At 40.6% G+C, this 17,387-nt stretch carries 18 protein-coding genes and 1 tRNA gene; 1 reads left to right on the top strand and 18 read right to left on the bottom strand.

Translation table 11 applies throughout. The features are described from left to right. Positions 1-8: 8 nt before the first annotated feature. From NSS76_RS04675 to queG, 6 genes are all read right to left on the bottom strand, one after another. Complete coding sequence (locus NSS76_RS04675; protein ID WP_024425324.1) at positions 9-641, bottom strand: HlyD family efflux transporter periplasmic adaptor subunit; 633 nt, start codon at positions 639-641, stop codon at positions 9-11. A 364-nt stretch (positions 642-1,005) separates the two neighbouring features. After that, positions 1,006-2,169 (bottom strand): sporulation protein YhbH, encoded by a 1,164-nt coding sequence (yhbH, locus tag NSS76_RS04670; protein ID WP_341080994.1) that lies wholly within the window; start codon positions 2,167-2,169, stop codon positions 1,006-1,008. A 139-nt stretch (positions 2,170-2,308) separates the two neighbouring features. Next, positions 2,309-4,204 (bottom strand): PrkA family serine protein kinase, encoded by a 1,896-nt coding sequence (locus tag NSS76_RS04665; RefSeq protein ID WP_341080992.1) that lies wholly within the window; start codon positions 4,202-4,204, stop codon positions 2,309-2,311. A 444-nt stretch (positions 4,205-4,648) separates the two neighbouring features. Continuing rightward, positions 4,649-5,122 (bottom strand): tRNA (uridine(34)/cytosine(34)/5-carboxymethylaminomethyluridine(34)-2'-O)-methyltransferase TrmL, encoded by a 474-nt coding sequence (gene trmL, locus NSS76_RS04660; RefSeq protein WP_034282301.1) that lies wholly within the window; start codon positions 5,120-5,122, stop codon positions 4,649-4,651. 43 nt (positions 5,123-5,165) lie between these two features. Further along, positions 5,166-6,068 (bottom strand): amidase domain-containing protein, encoded by a 903-nt coding sequence (locus NSS76_RS04655; protein WP_073204454.1) that lies wholly within the window; start codon positions 6,066-6,068, stop codon positions 5,166-5,168. Positions 6,069-6,129: 61 nt separating this feature from the next. Then, positions 6,130-7,278, bottom strand: a complete 1,149-nt coding sequence (gene queG / locus NSS76_RS04650) for a tRNA epoxyqueuosine(34) reductase QueG (protein WP_024427417.1) — start codon at positions 7,276-7,278, stop codon at positions 6,130-6,132. Positions 7,279-7,361: 83 nt separating this feature from the next. On the opposite strand from queG, the gene NSS76_RS04645 reads away from it, so the two are divergent. Next, positions 7,362-7,958 (top strand): hypothetical protein, encoded by a 597-nt coding sequence (locus NSS76_RS04645; RefSeq protein WP_225315577.1) that lies wholly within the window; start codon positions 7,362-7,364, stop codon positions 7,956-7,958. Between the two features lie 98 nt (positions 7,959-8,056). Here the strand turns inward: NSS76_RS04645 and NSS76_RS04640 are convergent. The 12 genes from NSS76_RS04640 to NSS76_RS04585 form a co-directional block, all read right to left on the bottom strand. Beyond that, positions 8,057-8,130, bottom strand: a tRNA-Gly gene (locus NSS76_RS04640). 127 nt (positions 8,131-8,257) lie between these two features. Further along, positions 8,258-8,914 carry a hypothetical protein gene (locus NSS76_RS04635; protein ID WP_073204448.1) on the bottom strand — a complete coding sequence of 219 codons (657 nt, stop codon included), beginning with the start codon at positions 8,912-8,914 and terminating at the stop codon, positions 8,258-8,260. Between the two features lie 79 nt (positions 8,915-8,993). After that, entirely contained in the window at positions 8,994-9,275 is a 282-nt protein-coding gene (locus NSS76_RS04630; RefSeq protein WP_024425332.1) for a hypothetical protein, read from the bottom strand. After that, positions 9,272-10,177 (bottom strand): PqqD family protein, encoded by a 906-nt coding sequence (locus tag NSS76_RS04625; protein ID WP_044333672.1) that lies wholly within the window; start codon positions 10,175-10,177, stop codon positions 9,272-9,274. The genes NSS76_RS04630 and NSS76_RS04625 overlap by 4 nt, the downstream gene beginning before the upstream one ends. Further along, positions 10,161-11,627, bottom strand: a complete 1,467-nt coding sequence (locus NSS76_RS04620; RefSeq protein ID WP_073204446.1) for a hypothetical protein — start codon at positions 11,625-11,627, stop codon at positions 10,161-10,163. Before NSS76_RS04620 ends, NSS76_RS04625 begins: the two co-directional genes overlap by 17 nt. Next, complete coding sequence (locus NSS76_RS04615) at positions 11,605-12,351, bottom strand: ABC transporter ATP-binding protein (protein WP_025093295.1); 747 nt, start codon at positions 12,349-12,351, stop codon at positions 11,605-11,607. Before NSS76_RS04615 ends, NSS76_RS04620 begins: the two co-directional genes overlap by 23 nt. A 115-nt stretch (positions 12,352-12,466) precedes the next feature. Continuing rightward, positions 12,467-12,679 carry a hypothetical protein gene (locus NSS76_RS04610; protein WP_012009371.1) on the bottom strand — a complete coding sequence of 71 codons (213 nt, stop codon included), beginning with the start codon at positions 12,677-12,679 and terminating at the stop codon, positions 12,467-12,469. A gap of 540 nt (positions 12,680-13,219) precedes the next feature. Continuing rightward, the gene (gene ssuD, locus NSS76_RS04605) at positions 13,220-14,362 is read right to left on the bottom strand and encodes an FMNH2-dependent alkanesulfonate monooxygenase (protein ID WP_103132154.1); all 1,143 of its coding nucleotides are present in this window, start codon (positions 14,360-14,362) and stop codon (positions 13,220-13,222) included. Positions 14,363-14,379: 17 nt separating this feature from the next. Next, positions 14,380-15,210, bottom strand: coding sequence for an ABC transporter permease (locus NSS76_RS04600; protein WP_073204440.1), 831 nt, complete (start codon positions 15,208-15,210; stop codon positions 14,380-14,382). Beyond that, a complete protein-coding gene (locus tag NSS76_RS04595) occupies positions 15,207-16,184 on the bottom strand; it encodes an aliphatic sulfonate ABC transporter substrate-binding protein (protein ID WP_445662191.1) in 978 nt (325 codons plus the stop codon). Before NSS76_RS04595 ends, NSS76_RS04600 begins: the two co-directional genes overlap by 4 nt. Before the next feature lie 29 nt (positions 16,185-16,213). Continuing rightward, positions 16,214-16,981 (bottom strand): ABC transporter ATP-binding protein, encoded by a 768-nt coding sequence (locus NSS76_RS04590; RefSeq protein ID WP_024425340.1) that lies wholly within the window; start codon positions 16,979-16,981, stop codon positions 16,214-16,216. 163 nt (positions 16,982-17,144) lie between these two features. Further along, positions 17,145-17,300: an FbpB family small basic protein gene (locus NSS76_RS04585; RefSeq protein WP_029706872.1), complete on the bottom strand. Its 156-nt coding sequence runs from the start codon at positions 17,298-17,300 to the stop codon at positions 17,145-17,147. Positions 17,301-17,387: the final 87 nt, after the last annotated feature.

Raw genomic sequence — 17,387 nt, 5'->3', positions numbered from 1 at the left:
AATCATCATTAAGATGAAATTTTGACAGAAGCATTCATACCTGGAAGTACTTTGTCTGATGGGTTTTTAATTGAAATTTTCACTGCTACTTTTTGCGTTACTTTTGTATAGTTGCCACTTGAATTAGTTGCTGGCAGCATATTGAATGTTGAGTTTGTCGCATAACCAATTTGTTCAACAGTTCCTTCAAATGTTGTATCAGGATCTCCATCTACAACGATGTCGACTTTGTCGCCTTTTTCAATGTTTTTAATATCTGTTTCTTTAATATTTGCTGTAATGTAAAGCTTGCTTAAATCAATTGTTTCACCAAGAACTGTACCAGGCTGCACTTGTTGATTGTTTTGTACTTCTTTTTTGACTAATGTGCCATCAGCCACTGCTTTAATGTTTGTTTTTGTTTGTCCTTCAACTTTTGCAACTGTGCTGTCTTTTTCTACTTCGTCACCTTCGTTGATATCCCAGCCTTTGATTTGTCCAGCTGCTGGTGCTGTAATTTGGTACATGTCACCTGTCACTTTTGCCTCGTCTGTTTTAACAAAGTTTGTGCTTTCGTAGTAGTAATAAGCACCTCCGGCAATAATGGCAAGAATCACAATAAGGCCAATAATGTTCGTTAGCAATAAACGCCCTCTGTTCATGTTTTGTTTCTCCTTTCATGTATAAAAATATAGTGTCATCTGCTTTAGCAAACTTAGAATGCCCATCATCTGACAGAATATGAAACAAGCTCAACAATCTGTCCTTTTCCCTTCATCTACTCCCGCCCCTATCATGGTGTGCAGCCCATTTATACTTATTGTTCACTTATGAGCAAAGAGCAGAAAAAGAAGAAAAGACGATCGGCATCTTTTTTGAAAAACTTATATTTAACAAGATTAAATATTAATAAATGAAAATTGAAATGTCAAAGAGAAAGTTTTACTTTTTTTTTGGCGATCCTTTCCTTCTCCACACAAAAAACCTTTCAGCCCTTATGCTGAAAGGTTTTTTCAAATGTGCTCGTTATGAAAGAACTTCTTCCTGCTGAAAAAATTTTTTTAGTGCGAGAAAAACGTCTGATTTTTGCTTCAAAATATAATGCTTAAATTTCTCATCCTGAATGTGCTTATATGCTGACATTAACGTAGAATGCCGGTTGTATTGATTGACTTCACCATAGCAGAATAAATTGGCTTTTTTCATGATCTCAGAAACAAGTTTCACACACCGGGCGTTGTCTGAGGTCAAATTGTCACCATCAGAAAAATGAAAAGGATAAATATTATATCGCGACGGCGGGTATCGTTCGTCTATGAGCTCTAGTGCCTTTCGATAGACAGACGAGCAAATGGTCCCCCCGCTCTCACCCCGTGAGAAGAAATGTTCTTCGTCTACCACCTTCGCCTCTGTATGGTGGGCAATAAATTCAATATCGACCGTCTCATACTTTGTCCGTAAGAAACGTGTCATCCAAAAGAAAAAACTTCTCGCCATATATTTTTCCCAAAGTCCCATACTTCCGCTCGTATCCATCATCGCCAAAACGACGGCTTTCGACTCTGGTTTGGTCACTTCATTCCACGTTTTATACTTGATATCCTCTGGGTAGATTGGATAAAAGGAAGGACTGCCTGTCATCGCATTTCGTTTAAATGCCGACAGCATCGTTCGTTTTTTGTGGATATTTCCTGTTAACCCGGTTTTGCGAATATCGTTAAACTCAATTTGTTCGACAATGATGTCGTCAAGCTCCTTTTGCATGAGGTTTGGCAGCTCCAGTTCACGAAACAGTGCTTCCTCGAGATCCATTAATGAGACTTCTGCTTCATAATAATCCTCACCAGCTTGATCTCCAGCGCCCTGCCCCTTTCCTTGGCCCTGCTTACTGTCTGAGCCGTCGCGTGCAACAACATCGCCAACCTCACTATCACCATCGCCTTGACCCACATGCTTATTTTTGTCGTAGTTATACCGAATTTTATATTCATCTAATGAACGGATCGGAATTTTGACAACATCTTTTCCATTCGACATGATGATGCTTTCTTCTGTGACAAGATCCGGCAAATTGTTTTTAATCGCCTCTTTGACTTTTTTCTGATGACGCTGCTGGTCGTCATAGCCTTTTCGATGGAGGGACCAGTCTTCCTGAGACACAATAAACTGACTTTTTTCTTGCCGGGACATCCATCCCCCTCCTCACCTATTTGCACAATTCTTCTAACCATCGATTCCTTTATCGTATGCTACTCGTCATCCAAGTTGACGTTCATTTTTAAAAAAGACATTACCGGTGCTGATGCGCCAATAATGCCTCCTTCATTTATTAACGATTCAGAAGACTGCCTACATATTTTAAAAGTTCATTTGCACTTGTTGAATTATAGCCATGCTCATCAATCAATCTAGCCACTACTTCATTGACCTTCTTCAGCTGCTGTTCATCCGGTGTCTTCGTCGATGTCGTGATTTTCACCACATCTTTTAGATCAGCAAACAGCTTCTTCTGAATGGCCTCCCGCAATCTCTCATGCGAATTATAATCAAAGCGTTTTCCCTTTCTCGCATAGGCCGAAATACGAATCAGAATTTCTTCTCTAAATGCTTTTTTGGCGTTTTCAGAAATACCGATCTGCTCTTCAATTGAACGCATGAGCTTTTCATCAGGATTCATTTCTTCACCCGTTAACGGATCACGCAGCTTGTTTTTATTGCAGTATGCCTCGACATTATCTAAGTAATTATCCATCAGCGTTTTCGCAGACTCCTCATAGGAATACACAAAGGCCTTTTGCACTTCCTTCTTCGCAATATCATCATACTCTTTTCGCGCGACTGAAATGAAATTCAAATAACGCTCCCGGTCCTCGCTGGAGATAGACGGATGCTGATCAAGCCCTTCTTTTAAGGAGCGAAGAACATCCAGTGCATTGATCGATTCCATATTCTTTCGAATAATGGTAGATGAAATTCGGTTAATCACATACCGCGGATCAATTCCGCTCATCCCTTCGTCATGAAATTCCTTTTTCATCTCATCAATGTCGACTGATTGGAAGCCTTCGACACTTTCTCCGTCATACAGACGCATTTTTTTCACCAAATCAATATCAGAACGCTTCGGCTCTTTCAATCTCGTCAAAATGGAGAACATTGCTGCTACCTTCAGCGTATGCGGGGCAATATGCACATCTGAGACATCACTTTCTGAAATCATTTTATGATAAATGCGTTCTTCTTCTGTGACCTTTAAGTTATAAGGAATTGGCATCACAATAATTCTTGAATGCAAAGCCTCGTTCTTTTTATTTGAAATAAACGACCGGTACTCGGTTTCATTCGTATGGGCGACGATCAATTCATCTGCACTAATCAAGGCGAATCTTCCTGCCTTAAAATTCCCTTCCTGTGTTAATGACAGGAGGTGCCAGAGAAATTTCTCATCACACTTTAACATCTCCTGAAACTCCATCATCCCTCGGTTTGCTTTGTTGAGTTCTCCATCAAAGCGGTAGGCGCGGGGATCTGACTCTGATCCAAATTCAGCAATGGTTGAAAAATCGATGCTGCCTGTTAAATCGGCAATGTCCTGAGATTTCGGATCAGACGGACTAAAGGTACCAATGCCGGTCCGTTTATCTTCAGAGAAGAAGATCCGCTCGACCCTTACATCCTCAATTCTGCCGCCATATTCCTCTTCCAGTCTCATCATATTCAGAGGCGACAAATTCCCCTGCACACGAATCCCATATTCTCTATAGAAATCCTCCCGCAGATTTTGCGGAATGAGATGAAGCGGATCTTCATGCATAGGGCAGCCTTTGATCGCATAAACTGCGCCATGATCTGTCAATGAATATTCTTCAAGTCCTCTTTTCAATCTAGTGACAAGCGTCGATTTCCCCCCGCTTACTGGTCCCATCAGTAATAAAATACGCTTCCTGACGTCTAGCCGCTTTGCAGCAGGGTGAAAATATTCCTCTACTAATCTTTCGAGTGATTCCTCTAACCCAAACAGCTCCTGATCAAAAAATTTGTAGGTTCTGACCCCATTCTCCTCTTCAATCCCGCTGTCTTTAATCATATGATAAGCGCGAGAATGAGCAGATTGAGCGACAAGTGGATTTTCCTTAATAATGTCTAAATAATCGCTGAATGTGCCTTCCCATTTGAGACGCTGCTCTTCTTCTCTGTGCTGTTCGATTTTCTTTAAAATATCCATATGAACCTCCTCTTTCAAGATTGAAGCTAGAAATCAGATACTGTTTTACAATCTATGCGGAGGCGTCCTATTACATGCTTTCGTTCTTCAAAATGACGAATTGGCAAACTGAATTGACAACCATCCGCAAGACCCTTCATAATAAAGGAAAAATAGGAGAAAAATGATTTTCTTCTCCTGCTTTTCAAGGTGAACTTCACATCATATGAAACAGGCAGCGAACGGAACAAAGGGATAAGGGGGAGCTTATATGAGAACGGTCATTATGATGGGCGTCATCATTACGTTTTTAGTATCCATTTTCACTGCTGGCTACGAAGGCAAGCCTGGTAAATGAAAAAAAGGATGTTCCATTTGCGGAACATCCTTTTCATTTTCAACATGTCAAAAAAAGTGATTTCACATAAAAAAGCCGAGTTCAGTATCTCGGCTTTTATCATGATCTTATATGAGATCGCGATATTGCTGCTGGCGAAGTGCCTCATATACAAGAATGGCTGCCGTATTCGACAGATTCAGAGAACGAACATGCTCTGTCATCGGTAAACGAAGACAACGGTCCATATTTTGTTCAATCAAATCTTTCGGCAATCCACTTGTCTCTCTTCCAAACACAAAGAAATAGTCTTCATCCAGCTGAGAGTAATCAAATGTTGTGTGCGGCTTTTGACCAAATTTAGTGATATAGAAAAATTGCCCCTTCGGATGTGCCTCAAACAATTCATCAAGTGAATCATGATAGACCACATTGGCATATTTCCAATAATCGAGTCCTGCACGCTTCAGCATTTTGTCATCTGTCGAAAAACCAAGCGGACGAATCAGATGAAGGGTTGTATTTGTTGCTGCACATGTACGCGCAATATTTCCAGTATTAGCTGGAATCTCTGGTTGATATAAAACGACATGAAGTCCCAAGAAAGTTCACCTCTAATTTTCTTTTCCGCTCAACATTATACCACTAACTATCCTTCGCGGCATCGTCCAAAATGTGAAAAAACATATATCGAATAGCAGGTGTATAGGCAGTCGAATCCTCATATGACCAATAACGCATGCGGGAGTCATACGTCTGTGCATTCACAAGAGGCATTCCGCCTTTGTCATGATCAACGACAATGGTTGTATGATTATACCTTCCATCACCTTCAAAATCGTAGCAAATGACATCACCAATTTGAAGCTCGTGCGCTTCTTTGAGTTTCTTTGCTCTCAAACCCGCTTTTGAATTCGCTAAATAATTTTTCATCGAATGAGCCACCGTCCAGCTATAGCTCCACGTATGCGGACGCACCCACCAGCCAGACCCGCGGTTCGGATACCCTCTCGTTGGCGCATTCCCTGCTTTCAAACATTGTGAAATAAAATTTGTACAGTTATCTTCAAAGTTTTTATAGGCTGGATTCCGTTTATTCCAATATGTCTCCGCATACTTCACGGCAGCCCGCCGGTCATAATGAAAGGCTCTCCCGAATTGATCTTCGGTCTGAAAGCGCTCATCCAAATGCTCTTCCCTTTGCCGCTCTTCTAACATCATCCGATCCTTAACAAGCATGTTGTTATAAAGAAATGCTTCTCTTTTTTCCACCTGTTCCTCTAAATAAAAAGAATCGTCTACATCCTTGCATACATATGTGAGATGAGCAAGGTACTGCACATGCTGAGCCCCATCATCTTGAATAGCTGAATCGAGAAGTTTTGTTTTTGCTTTTGCCTTCACAATCTCAACCTGTCTTCTAGCAAAAAGCTCTTTTTTCCGCTCTACTGCTTCCACATCAGACATAAGCTGCGGCTGTTTGATTGCACGGTCATTGATTAAATACGCCAGCCTGTCTTCTAAAGTTTTCTCTAATAATTGTTTCACACAGACACCACCAAACATTTTTTAAAATCTTTGTTTGGTTCATTCTATGTTCACAGGGATGTTATTTAGTATTTAAAGGTGTCTGCAGGAGCTCAATCCCTTTCACAATCTCCTCTTTCGCTTCTTCATCACTTTCCCGCTCAAGGGCCTTTTCCAGCTCTGGGAGCTGCTGATCATCGCCAATTTTGCCAATTGCCCATGCAGCCGTTCCCCGAATGACCGGTCTTGGGTCCTTGTGCATCAGCTCAATTAATACTGGTAAGGCAGATGTATCTTTAAAATGAGCGAGTGCCAAAATCGCATTCCGCTGAATGGGCTTTTTCCCCCGCCATGAACCTGAAACATGACCGTATTTTTCCTTAAACTCACGATTGCTGATCGTCAGAAGTGGCTTTAACAGCGGCTTCGCAATTTCAGGGTCCGGCTCCATTTCAGGATGCAGATGAAAGTCTTTTCCTTTATTGATCGGGCAGACAGTTTGACATGTATCACACCCGTACAAACGATTCCCTATTTTCGAACGAAATTCGTCAGGTAAAAAGCCTTTTGTCTGCGTTAAAAATGAAATACACCGCTGAGAATTCAGCTGTCCTGGATTCACCAGCGCACCCGTTGGACACGAATCCACACATTTATTACAAGTTCCGCACTGATCTTCAATTTTCTCATCCGGTTCAAATGGGACATTTGTGATCATTTCAGCCAAATACACATAAGATCCAAACTCTGGCGTGATAATCATACAGTTCTTTGCACTAAAACCAATGCCAGCACGTTCTGCTACAGCACGATCAGACAATTCTCCTGTATCCACCATTGATTTTGTCCGTATATCAACATGTTTGCTTCGCAAAAATTCTTCGAGCATATCAAGCTTTTTTTTCAGCACAACATGATAATCCGTTCCCCATGAAGCCCGGCAAAAAATCCCCCGTCTCGCATCCTTTGTACTTCGAGGAGCATCTTTCATTTTGGAAGGATACGCGAGCGCTATCGCAACAATTGATTTGGCCTTCGGAAGAAGCAAAGAAGGGTTTGTCCGTTTTTCAATGTCAGGTTCTTCAAAGCCTGACAAATACCCTAACGATTCATGTAAGATGAGGCGATCCTTTAATGAATCAAATGTATCGGCACTTGCAAATCGAATTTTATCGACACCAATTTCTTTCGCATATTGAATCAATTCTTCTTTTAATTCTCCAACATGAATCACCTTGCAAACCTCCTTTCTTTGTTTCTTCTGTTGTTTTCAGTATAATACGAGTGTATCATGACCGATTGGAGTGAGTCACTGTGAAGATACATATGGAAATTTCTCATCCTCAAAACCCGTCTATCCATGTTGGACAGATTGAATATTCGCATATTGAAGTGGGTACATCACCTCAAATGTTAAAAGGCCGCTTACGCCTGTTTCAAGAATCTTTATTTTTTGAATACGAAGATAAAGTTTTAGAAGAAGTACCAGCCATCAAAGAATGGACGGATATTTTAAAAGACGTTCCTTTCCTTCCACTTCTTTCTAACATCCAAAAGGAACAATTTATTGACTCGACCAATTCCGTACAGGATTTGTCGATATTTTTCTCACTAAAATATTTCTTACCTATCCTGACTTTAGATGCCGATCGCATCAAAGGACCGCTTTCACTGGCAAAACATGAGGCTGGTCACATCGAATGGCAGGACAGCGCAGGACTGAATGGATTATTTTCTCAAGCAAGTAAAGCAAAAATTTCTCAAGACACAAAGAACATTCTTCAAATCATCCTTTTCCCGCCATCTATTTCCCGGGAAAAGAGTGAAGCTCTTATTCAATCCTTGACGAAGATGTTTGTACAAATACATGGCGGAGAAAGCAAATATGAACTCATTGAAAAAGCACTGTAGCCTGACAGTGCTTTTTCACATTATACTGACATAATAAAAAACGCAACACTTCGTTTATCTAAGAAACGAAATACTGCGTTATAAACAAAATTATGTATTGGAGCGGGTGATGAGAATCGAACTCACGACATCAGCTTGGAAGGCTGAGGTTTTACCACTAAACTACACCCGCATCAATCTTTTAAAAGCAACGTCATCGCGTTGACTTTTATTATGTTACAACTTTCTTAACAATTCGTCAAGAGAATATGAAGATTTTTCGTCAAAAAATTTCATATTCTCCGTATATATTACGATAGTTATTTATCTAGCTGGATATAAAATAAGTATGCCTGTGACTTATTTTTCAGCGCTTGCTTTGGATTCTTCTGAATTTCCTCAAGCATTGGTGAACTTCCATCCTTCCCCATTGCCGCTGTATACGCAATCAGTGCCTTTCCTCCAGAAGCAACTTTGACAGTTTCAGATTGTGCAGAAAATACATAGTCACTTACTTTGAACGGAAAGCTTGATGTCGCTTTCGTCATTCCATCATTCTTTTTATTTGACCAAATACTAAATTGTGATTCATATGTATCTTTCTCATGATGTAATTGAAGAAGTACATTCACCGTTTGGTCGGTTCCATCCTGGTGTAAAGTAAAGGTAGCAGATGATGCTTCCTTATTCACTAATCGTCCATTTTTGTAATGACTCCCGATAAACGTAATACTCTTATTCTTCTTCGTTAATCCTTTCAGTGTCAGAGCCACCTTTTCATTAGTCGTTGCTGCTTCTAGTAAGTTTTTTTCTTTTTTTGAGAGTTTCATTTGTTCGATGGTTACTTGGTTTTTAGTGGCAGACTCTGTTTTAATTGTCGAAACCGTCTTTTCGGTTGTCGTGGTTTCTTTGGCCTTCTCGCCGCATCCTGCTAATAGAAAAACTGTGAATAAAAGAATGCTCCATTTTTTAACCATTGTGATCCCCTTTGATGTTTTTTATTTCTTATTATACTAAAATTTGGTCGTAACACAAAAAAAGGTTAGGAGAATTCTCCTAACCTTTTGCTTTTTTCTGTTTCATGGCTGATAGGAATGCCACAATGAGAAAACTCACAGCAAAAATCACCATCATATAAATAAAAAAGTTTGGCTTGATCTGAAAAGTAAATGCGGACGAGCCTTCCATCTCAAAAGCGAGACTGTTAAATAATAAAGCATCATTCGTTTTTGATTGAAATAAATGATAGAACAGTACACCGATTGTCAGCATCGGAAAGCCTAAGAATCCTAGAAAACTACCAACTATCGCGCCTTGTTTCATCGCCTGAACGTTCATGATCGTTGTCCTCCCATTCCCCCAAGCAATAGCTGCTTCATAATGGACTTACCATCCCCCATAAACGGAAGAAGATAGAGTAATTGAATAAAATACGTGATTGAAAAGATGAAAAAAGCTGTCGAAACCGGGTTTTCTTTTAGAAATAAAATGGTCACAATGATGCCTGCTGCGCCAATCACACCGGGAACAAGCGGTCCAAGCAGCGTAATCCATACCTGCTTTTTCTGAAATGGATCTAATACGGGCCTTACAAACTTCACTGACATCATGTCACTCGCAAAAAAGCCTTGAGGACCATCCCGTCCTGCAAATTTTCGATGCGCATAGCCATGTGCCGCCTCATGTAAGGCGGTTCCGGTAATTAACCCGAAGTAAATAATCGTAAAATAAATCGCAATGGCTGCAATCGACGGATCAGGAATGAATAAAAAAGCGATCCCTGCCATGACCATGAAAAGCATCCAGAAAAAGATGATTTTACGTGTCACCATGAGCAAAGCCGTCCCAAAAATGTGAAGGAACGAGTGACCAGTACAATCAAATCGTTCCTTCATTTTGACTTGATACTGCTTGAAAAATTGGCAGCACGCTGTCACAATCCGATATGGTGAATGATAATGAATAGACAGCAAGTGATGCTGATTCAATCCCGTCATCAGCTGATAAAAATCACGAGCAATCACCGACTCATCGACCTGAAACAAATCGGCGAGCTCTGCGGTAATACTCGCTTCTGTTCTTTTACCGTCCACTTTCGTTAACATATGATAGGCACTTTCATTGATCGGGAGGGTGCTTCCATACTGCGTATCCGTGAGATGCCTCTTTTGTAAGGTCACATACGGCGCTAGTGCCGGTACCCGCTCAATCTTTAGCTTATTGTTAAGAAGTTGAATCATGTGAATACCTCCATGAAAAACCTTTGTATATGGCAAAGATGAGCAGACCCTCAAATGCAGCCACAAGCAGCCATTGAAGCGTTTGACTCGACGCCCCTATGACATAGTTTCCAATAAAAACAATCGGAATCATGAGTAAAATAAGCGCTCCAAATGAAAAAATGCCTGTATAGGGATTGTTTCGATCAAGAGGAAGTAAAATACCTACCATATAAAAGAGCGCAGTCGCATTGCATAACACAGCGGCACCAATCAATGCGTGCCAAATCTGATCAGGAAGCGTCAGCGTTGTCAGCATGAATAAAACAATTTGCAGTACACCTACGAGCAGAAGGCCGATAAACTTATACAAAGCCACTTCCCACGATCTCAGACCAAATGTTTTATACATGCCCAGCATTCGTTTATCATTGCCAAACGAATTGAAGGCTGTTAATCCAGCAAGAGCGCAAAGAACAAAAAACGCTTCTTCTTCAAATCGGAATCCAAACTGATAACGAACGAATAAGATCACAATAAGGAGAATAAGAAAATTTAAAATATTTTCTTCATTTCGCACCTGTGATTTCATTTCCTTCACAATAAGTGACCACTTTTTTGAAGAAGAGAATGGCAGCTTGTGTAAAAAGGTTAACGCTTTTTTCTCTGCCATAATCGGCATCATCGCCAGAGAAACAAATGCGCCGCCTGCCGATAAGAGGATGATCAGAATCAAGATGGCATAATTCACCTCTTCAGGAGGCATTCCTTGTGCCGCTAGGAAAAACGGAGCTGTCAAATACATCAAATGATAATCAAACTGAATATATGATTGCTGAATTTGGCTAATATCAAAGTGCGTCAATCCATACGTGACAACCAGTGCCAATAAAACAAATATCGCTGCAAATTTTTGCAACGGTAATCTTAATTTCAAAACGAGCAAATAAGTGATATTGTAAATAAACTGCAGCAGCATTAAGACAAAAAGCGACTGCAAAAGCACCATCAAAAAGAAAGTGAAGATAAAGAAAATACCTATTCCCTGGGCAATAAAATTAGGTAAAAGCAGGATGCCGATAAAAAATAAAACAAGCCCTGCCACCACTGTTACCATCGGAATGAAGTATCCAAAACTTTTCTGAAAGGTAGAGAGCGGGAACCAGCTGAGCTGCATAGAAAACCGGTCTTGTTCAGGTGTTCTGACCTTGATCAAAACGAATAACAAGCTTGTAAAAATAGAAGCATTGATCGCCATTGACACGACAAGTAATCCAAGTGAACGTTCATCTCCATTTAAGAAAGCCTTCATAAAGACACCTGTAAAGCTGTATCCAATAATGGCTCCCATTGTGACGGCAAACAAAAAGAATAAGACCACAATGATCCGCTTCGTTTGAGTATCAAAGAGCTTATACATCTCCTGCTGCCACATTTTAAGCATCATTTTAGAAATGATTAATGATTTCATCAAAATGTGCACCCCTATCACTTAACATTGAAGCTTTCAGAAACACCTGTTCCAGTGTGCTTGATTGATACTTCTCCTTTAAGGCTGAGACCGTCCCTTCATCCATTTTATTTCCTTTAGAAATAATGGCGATTTTATGGCACAGCTCTTCCGCTGAAAGCATATCATGCGTTGAAAGCAAGATCGCACCATGGTGCTCGGCATACCGCTTCATCAGTTTCTTTGTGTTTATAACCGCTTCAATATCAAGTCCTCTAAAGGGCTCATCCATGATCACCAATTGACTATCAAGCATAAATGCAGCAATCAGCTGTGTCTTTTTTTTCATTCCATGTGAATAGGTTTCGATCGGTCTTGATAAAGCCGAGTCCATATCAAACAGTTCAATTAGTTGATTTCTTCTGTGAATTGTTTTACATTCATACATAGAAGAAACAAAATCTAAATATTCAGCACCAGTCAATGCTTCAGGGAGCAGCAGGTCATCTGGAACATAGGCTACTTGTTTTTTAAAGGATGGTTCATCATTTGGGACGTCCTGCAAGTGAATCCTTCCTTCTGTATGCTTAATAATGCCGAGTATACAGTTAATCATTGTTGTTTTACCCGAACCATTCGGTCCAGCAACAGCAACGATTTGATGAGGGTCGATCTTTAAATGAAAATCATTGACAGCAGTCACGTTATTTTTATACGTCTTGGTTAAATTCTCGATCGTAAACATATAACCTCCAAGTGTCTGCATATTCTTTAAAAACAGATCAGGCTAAACCGCCCGCCACAGACGGTTTAGCCCTGGTGTCTTATCTAAGAAGTAAAAAGATGAATCCTAAGTATAGCTACTTACATTCAATTTGGACTTTTAAGCCACTTTCCCACTGAACGGCTCCTGTAAAGCTACCCTTGCCGTTTGCGATACACCAAACTGCTGCTCCTAGAACAACTGTTGCTCCCAATCCAAGAAGGACAGCAACAAATACTAAGAACCAAGCTTGGTCCATAATAGCAGGTTCCATAGTGGAATAGTCAACTTGCGGCGCTGCATAAGTCATACTTTTCACCTCCCAGCTTATGATGATCGTATCATAGGCGTCACACTCCAAACATCTACAGAACATCCCATTTTTGACCGAACATACATTTGATTAAAATGTGACTTTTTATTCAATTATTCCCTTTCATCTGTTTAAACCCTCTCTTATTTACTAGATTTTGACACCCCATAAGAACCACAATACCCATTTAATGTCATTTCCACCATCTTTTTTCTCCTTTTTTTCAAATAGTCCATATTTATCATCAATCATATTTATTCTTTCTTTTTTGTGAGATAGAAAGAATTCCCCCGATATATCAGATAAAAAAGTCCTGATTATATGTCGTAATAACGCCAATTATGAAAAATTTACTGATCATTCTGATAAAAGAGTGGGCATATTTCCCTTCTTTTCTTGACTCTATAAATGTGTATATACAAGAAAAGCGATTGGGAAAAAAGCCCTTACTTTGTTCAGCAGTACACAACATAAGACTCCCGCTATTCTATGAAAAAAAGCAAAGCAGCCATCGCAGACTGCTTTGCTTTTTCATATTTAAGAGGAACTAGCAGCAGAGGCTGCATCTGGGAAATGATTGTTCCCAATGATTTCACCAGCTGGCACAGAGAGTCCTGTAGCCCCTGATCTCTTGAATGGAAGGAGCGGGAAAACAAGCTCTGCTAAATAATAAGCTTCTTCTAGATGCGGGTAGCCAGAAAATATAAATGTATCAATGCCTAGAGACTCATATTCTAGGATACGTTCTGCTACTGTTTGCGGGTCTCCGACGAGTGCTGTTCCTGCACCGCCGCGTACTAAACCAATGCCTGCCCAAAGATTTGGGCTGATTTCAAGTTGGTCTTTCCTCCCTTGGTGCAATTCCACCATTCGTCTTTGACCTACTGAGTCCATCCTCTGTAACACTTTTTGCGCCTCATCAATTGTTTTTTGATCCAAATGACGAATCAGATGTTCCGCTGCCTGCCATGCCTCCTCTTCGGTATCTCTCACAATCACATGAAGACGAATGCCAAACTTCACCGTTCTTCCTTCCTTTTCAGCCTGTTTCTTCACTTGTGCAATTTTCTCTTTTACTTGTGCAGGCGGTTCGCCCCAAGTTAAATAGACATCTGTATGCTTGGCGGCTGCTTGAATTCCTGCTGATGATGATCCGCCAAAAAAGACTGGTGGATGGGGTGTTTGAGCTGGTGGGAATAACAGACGGCCATTCTCCGCTTGTAGATGTTTGCCATGAAATTGTACATTTTCTCCTTTCAATAACCGCTTCCAAATTGTCAAAAATTCTTCTGTTGCCTCATAGCGTTCATCATGAGAAATGAACAGCCCATCCCCTTCAAGCTCCTCTTTACTTCCCCCTGCTACCACATTAATCAGCAGTCTCCCGCCTGAAAGACGATCTAATGTAGAAGTCATTCTAGCAGCAACAGACGGTTGCATCAGCCCTGGTCTAAGAGCCACGAGGAACTTTAAATGAGTGGTTTCCGCAGCTAAAGCAGCTGCCGTCAGCCATGGATCTTCACATGATCTCCCAGTAGGCAGCAAGACCCCTGTATAACCAAGCTGATCAGCTGCTTGAGCAATCTGTTTAAAATATGGATAGTCTGCCTGTCTTGCCCCTTTTGCTGATCCTAAATAACGGCCGTCTCCATGCGTTGGAATAAACCATAAAATATTCATAACATCGCCCCCTGTTATTATTCACCTTGATAACTAGTGCGCCACTTGAGCAGACGCTTTTCTAACAGACGTACAAATGAATCTGTCAGCTTACCAACTACTGCAAAGATGATAATTCCTACAAACACTTTATCCGTTTGAGAGAATTGCCTTGCATCCATAATCATATAGCCTACGCCGCTGCTTGAACCCATCAACTCAGCTACCACTAAACCAAGCCAAGCAATTCCTAATGACAGCCTCACGCCCAGAAGAATATGAGGAAGAGCAGCCGGTAAAATCAGCTTTGTGATGCTTTGATACACATTAAACTCTAAGGCGCGAGCCACATCAAACAGCTTATTGTCTACACTGCGAATACCTAGAAAAGTATTAATATAAATCGGAAAAAAAGCCCCAAGTGCAATCAATAAAATTTTCGCCGTTTCATCAAAGCCAAACCAGAGGATGAATAAAGGAGTGACCGCTAAATGTGGAACGGTTCTCAACATTTGCAATGTCGGATCTACATACTGCTCTGTGTTTTTAGAAAACCCTACGCATACGCCCAGCAAAAGACCTAAGCCTCCCCCTAGTAAAAATCCACATATCGCTCGATAAAGGCTGATGTATAGATGGCCAAACAGTTCACCAGAACGAATCAACTCTCGAAAGGATTCTGCAATTAAGACAGGCGAAGGAAGTACAGTGGAAGAAACGAATTGAGAACCAGCTATGATCTGCCAAACTGCAATAAGTAGGAGAGGTAATACCAATCCCTTTAACTTATATAAAGAAGAAGCTTTTCTCCTTTTTTTCTTTGACCGCTCAATTTTAGATGCTAAAGCCGGGTTCGAAATAGCTTTCATTTATTCATCTCCTCTTTTAGCATTTTTTCAATAAACGAATTATCTACAACCTGATTGACATCAATTTTCCGCTGGATCGCTTTTGTTTGATATTGAAAATCAGCGGTATGTTGCTGAGCATTAATGATCTTCTTCGAAATGGGCTTATTAAGTGGTTCCGTATTGTTTAATACTTGTGTGACGACCTTCTTATCTAAATTTTTTAAACGCGCATATAGCGTAACAGCCCCTTCTGGATGTGCTTTTTGCCACTTCACTGCATGGTCATATACCTTTAAGAATTTCACTACTAGTTCAGGATGCTGATCAGCAAACTGAGTTCGAACAAGTGTGAAACCTGGAGAATATAAATCGGTCGCTTCCCCATTCACCAGCAGCTTTGCTCCTTTCTTTATCGTTTCAAGTGATAAGAACGGCTCCCAGATCGACCAAGCATCAACGGACCCATTTTCAAATGCTGATATCGCTTCATCTGGCTGAAGCTGAATAATCTGAACATCCTTCGCAGATAAACCTGCCTGATCTAATACTTTGTATAAAAAGTCAAAGCCGCTGCTCCCTTTAGCGACAGCAATTTTTTTCCCTTTTAAGTCTTCTACTTTTTGAATCTTACTGTTCTTATTCACTAAAATACCGTTCGCTTTCAGCCCATCCTGAGATAAACCAATTTCCTTAAAATCAATACCTGCTGCCTGACCTGCTATGACAGGTGAGTTTCCAACTTGCGAGAAATCTAATTGATTTGCAGCAAGTCCTTCAAATTGGGGAGGACCACTTTGAAACTCCACCCACTTTACCTTCACTCCTTCTTTTTCAAATGATTGTTCAAACCACCCTTTTTCCTTTGCTAAAAGCAGCGGGCTCAAACTTTGCTGAATCCCAATCCTAATTTCTTTCACCTTGTTTTCTGAGCCGTCTGCTGCTTGATCACACCCTGCTAAAACAAGGAGAAGACTCAAAAAGATAACGATCATCTGTTTCTTTTTCATGCGATTTCCCCTCCCTAAATCCCTGATCCATCAGTTAGTAACAATTCATCTGTTTTCTCAAATTCTGAAAGCACCTTTTGTCTTAAGCTTTGAAAAGCAGTTGACGTTCTATCACGCGGAAAAGGCAGGTTCACAGGAAGAATTTTATGGATTCGGCCAGGTCTCGCTTGCATTAGCACAATTTCATTTCCTAAATAAATCGATTCATCAATATCATGAGTAACGAGAATCATTGTTGTTTTTTTCTCCTGCCAAATGTCCAGCAGCACATCCTGCAAGTGCTTTCGTGTGAATGCATCCAGCGCACCAAATGGTTCATCCAGCAATAAGATCTCCGGATCACGAAGGAGTGCTCTCGCAATGGCAACCCGTTGCGACATTCCTCCGGAGAGCTCATGTGGATAAGCGTGTGCAAATCCTTTTAAACGAACAATTTCAATCAGTTCATCCACTTTGCGGCGTACATCCTGTTGTTTTAAATTGAAATTGGCCGCTATATTTTCTTCGACTGTCAGCCATGGAAACAGGCGGTGTTCCTGAAAGATAAAGCCCTGTTTCATTCCTGGTTCTGTGACCTGTCTGTCTCCTATCAAAATTTGCCCATCATACGCTGTGTCGAGCCCGCCTATGATTTTTAGCAACGTACTTTTCCCGCATCCGCTCGGACCTATTACTGTTATAAATTCACCAGGAATGATGCTCAATCTTAAGTCTTCAAGTACCCGAATGGACTGTTTGTCTTTCCAAAAGGATTTATCCACAATATCAATTGAAATCGTCATTGAAGCCTTCACTCCTCTTGCGATCAGATAAATACACAGAAAGGCCCTTATCCCAAAAAAGAGATAAGAGCCTTCGCGTTGTCCGATCAGCTAATCATATTGATTTGTTAGCACCATCCTAAATCATATTAATCCCATAAATCAACTCAAATTTATAAAATGGTTATTTTGTCCTTGTATGTTTTTCATCGATCCGATCGTAAATCGCTTCTATTCGTTCCTTGCTGCTGTAAATCTCATATTTGTTCCGCTCAATCAATATGTCTAGTGTGAGATCCATGTGTTTTCTGTATTTTTTTCGTTTTTTCTTTTTTTCCATTTTCATCATCCTTTCTTTTTCAAATAAAAAAAGGCTCTTCACTCATGCTTGAGTGATAGAGCCTTCGGTTGACCGATCAGCCATTCT

The organism is Bacillus sp. FSL R5-0654 (assembly GCF_038008745.1).
In the GTDB taxonomy this organism is placed as follows: domain Bacteria; phylum Bacillota; class Bacilli; order Bacillales; family Bacillaceae; genus Bacillus; species Bacillus safensis.
Note: the sequence above shows the minus strand (reverse complement) of the source record. Positions and strands in the feature narration are given on the sequence as shown.

What these genes read in the sequence shown, in the direction of transcription:
- NSS76_RS04675 (WP_024425324.1), bottom strand. Translation starts at nt 641, where the DNA reads ATGAACAGAGGGCGTTTATTGCTAACGAACATTATTGGCCTTATTGTG.
- ssuD (WP_103132154.1), bottom strand. Translation starts at nt 14,362, where the DNA reads ATGAATATTTTATGGTTTATTCCAACGCATGGAGACGGCCGTTATTTA.
- NSS76_RS04600 (WP_073204440.1), bottom strand. Translation starts at nt 15,210, where the DNA reads ATGAAAGCTATTTCGAACCCGGCTTTAGCATCTAAAATTGAGCGGTCA.
- NSS76_RS04665 (WP_341080992.1), bottom strand. Translation starts at nt 4,204, where the DNA reads ATGGATATTTTAAAGAAAATCGAACAGCACAGAGAAGAAGAGCAGCGT.
- NSS76_RS04630 (WP_024425332.1), bottom strand. Translation starts at nt 9,275, where the DNA reads ATGAACGTTCAGGCGATGAAACAAGGCGCGATAGTTGGTAGTTTTCTA.
- NSS76_RS04585 (WP_029706872.1), bottom strand. Translation starts at nt 17,300, where the DNA reads ATGGAAAAAAAGAAAAAACGAAAAAAATACAGAAAACACATGGATCTC.
- yhbH (WP_341080994.1), bottom strand. Translation starts at nt 2,169, where the DNA reads ATGTCCCGGCAAGAAAAAAGTCAGTTTATTGTGTCTCAGGAAGACTGG.
- NSS76_RS04610 (WP_012009371.1), bottom strand. Translation starts at nt 12,679, where the DNA reads ATGACTTATGCAGCGCCGCAAGTTGACTATTCCACTATGGAACCTGCT.
- NSS76_RS04620 (WP_073204446.1), bottom strand. Translation starts at nt 11,627, where the DNA reads ATGAAATCATTAATCATTTCTAAAATGATGCTTAAAATGTGGCAGCAG.
- NSS76_RS04590 (WP_024425340.1), bottom strand. Translation starts at nt 16,981, where the DNA reads ATGACGATTTCAATTGATATTGTGGATAAATCCTTTTGGAAAGACAAA.
- NSS76_RS04595 (WP_445662191.1), bottom strand. Translation starts at nt 16,184, where the DNA reads ATGATCGTTATCTTTTTGAGTCTTCTCCTTGTTTTAGCAGGGTGTGAT.
- NSS76_RS04615 (WP_025093295.1), bottom strand. Translation starts at nt 12,351, where the DNA reads ATGTTTACGATCGAGAATTTAACCAAGACGTATAAAAATAACGTGACT.
- NSS76_RS04625 (WP_044333672.1), bottom strand. Translation starts at nt 10,177, where the DNA reads ATGATTCAACTTCTTAACAATAAGCTAAAGATTGAGCGGGTACCGGCA.
- NSS76_RS04635 (WP_073204448.1), bottom strand. Translation starts at nt 8,914, where the DNA reads ATGGTTAAAAAATGGAGCATTCTTTTATTCACAGTTTTTCTATTAGCA.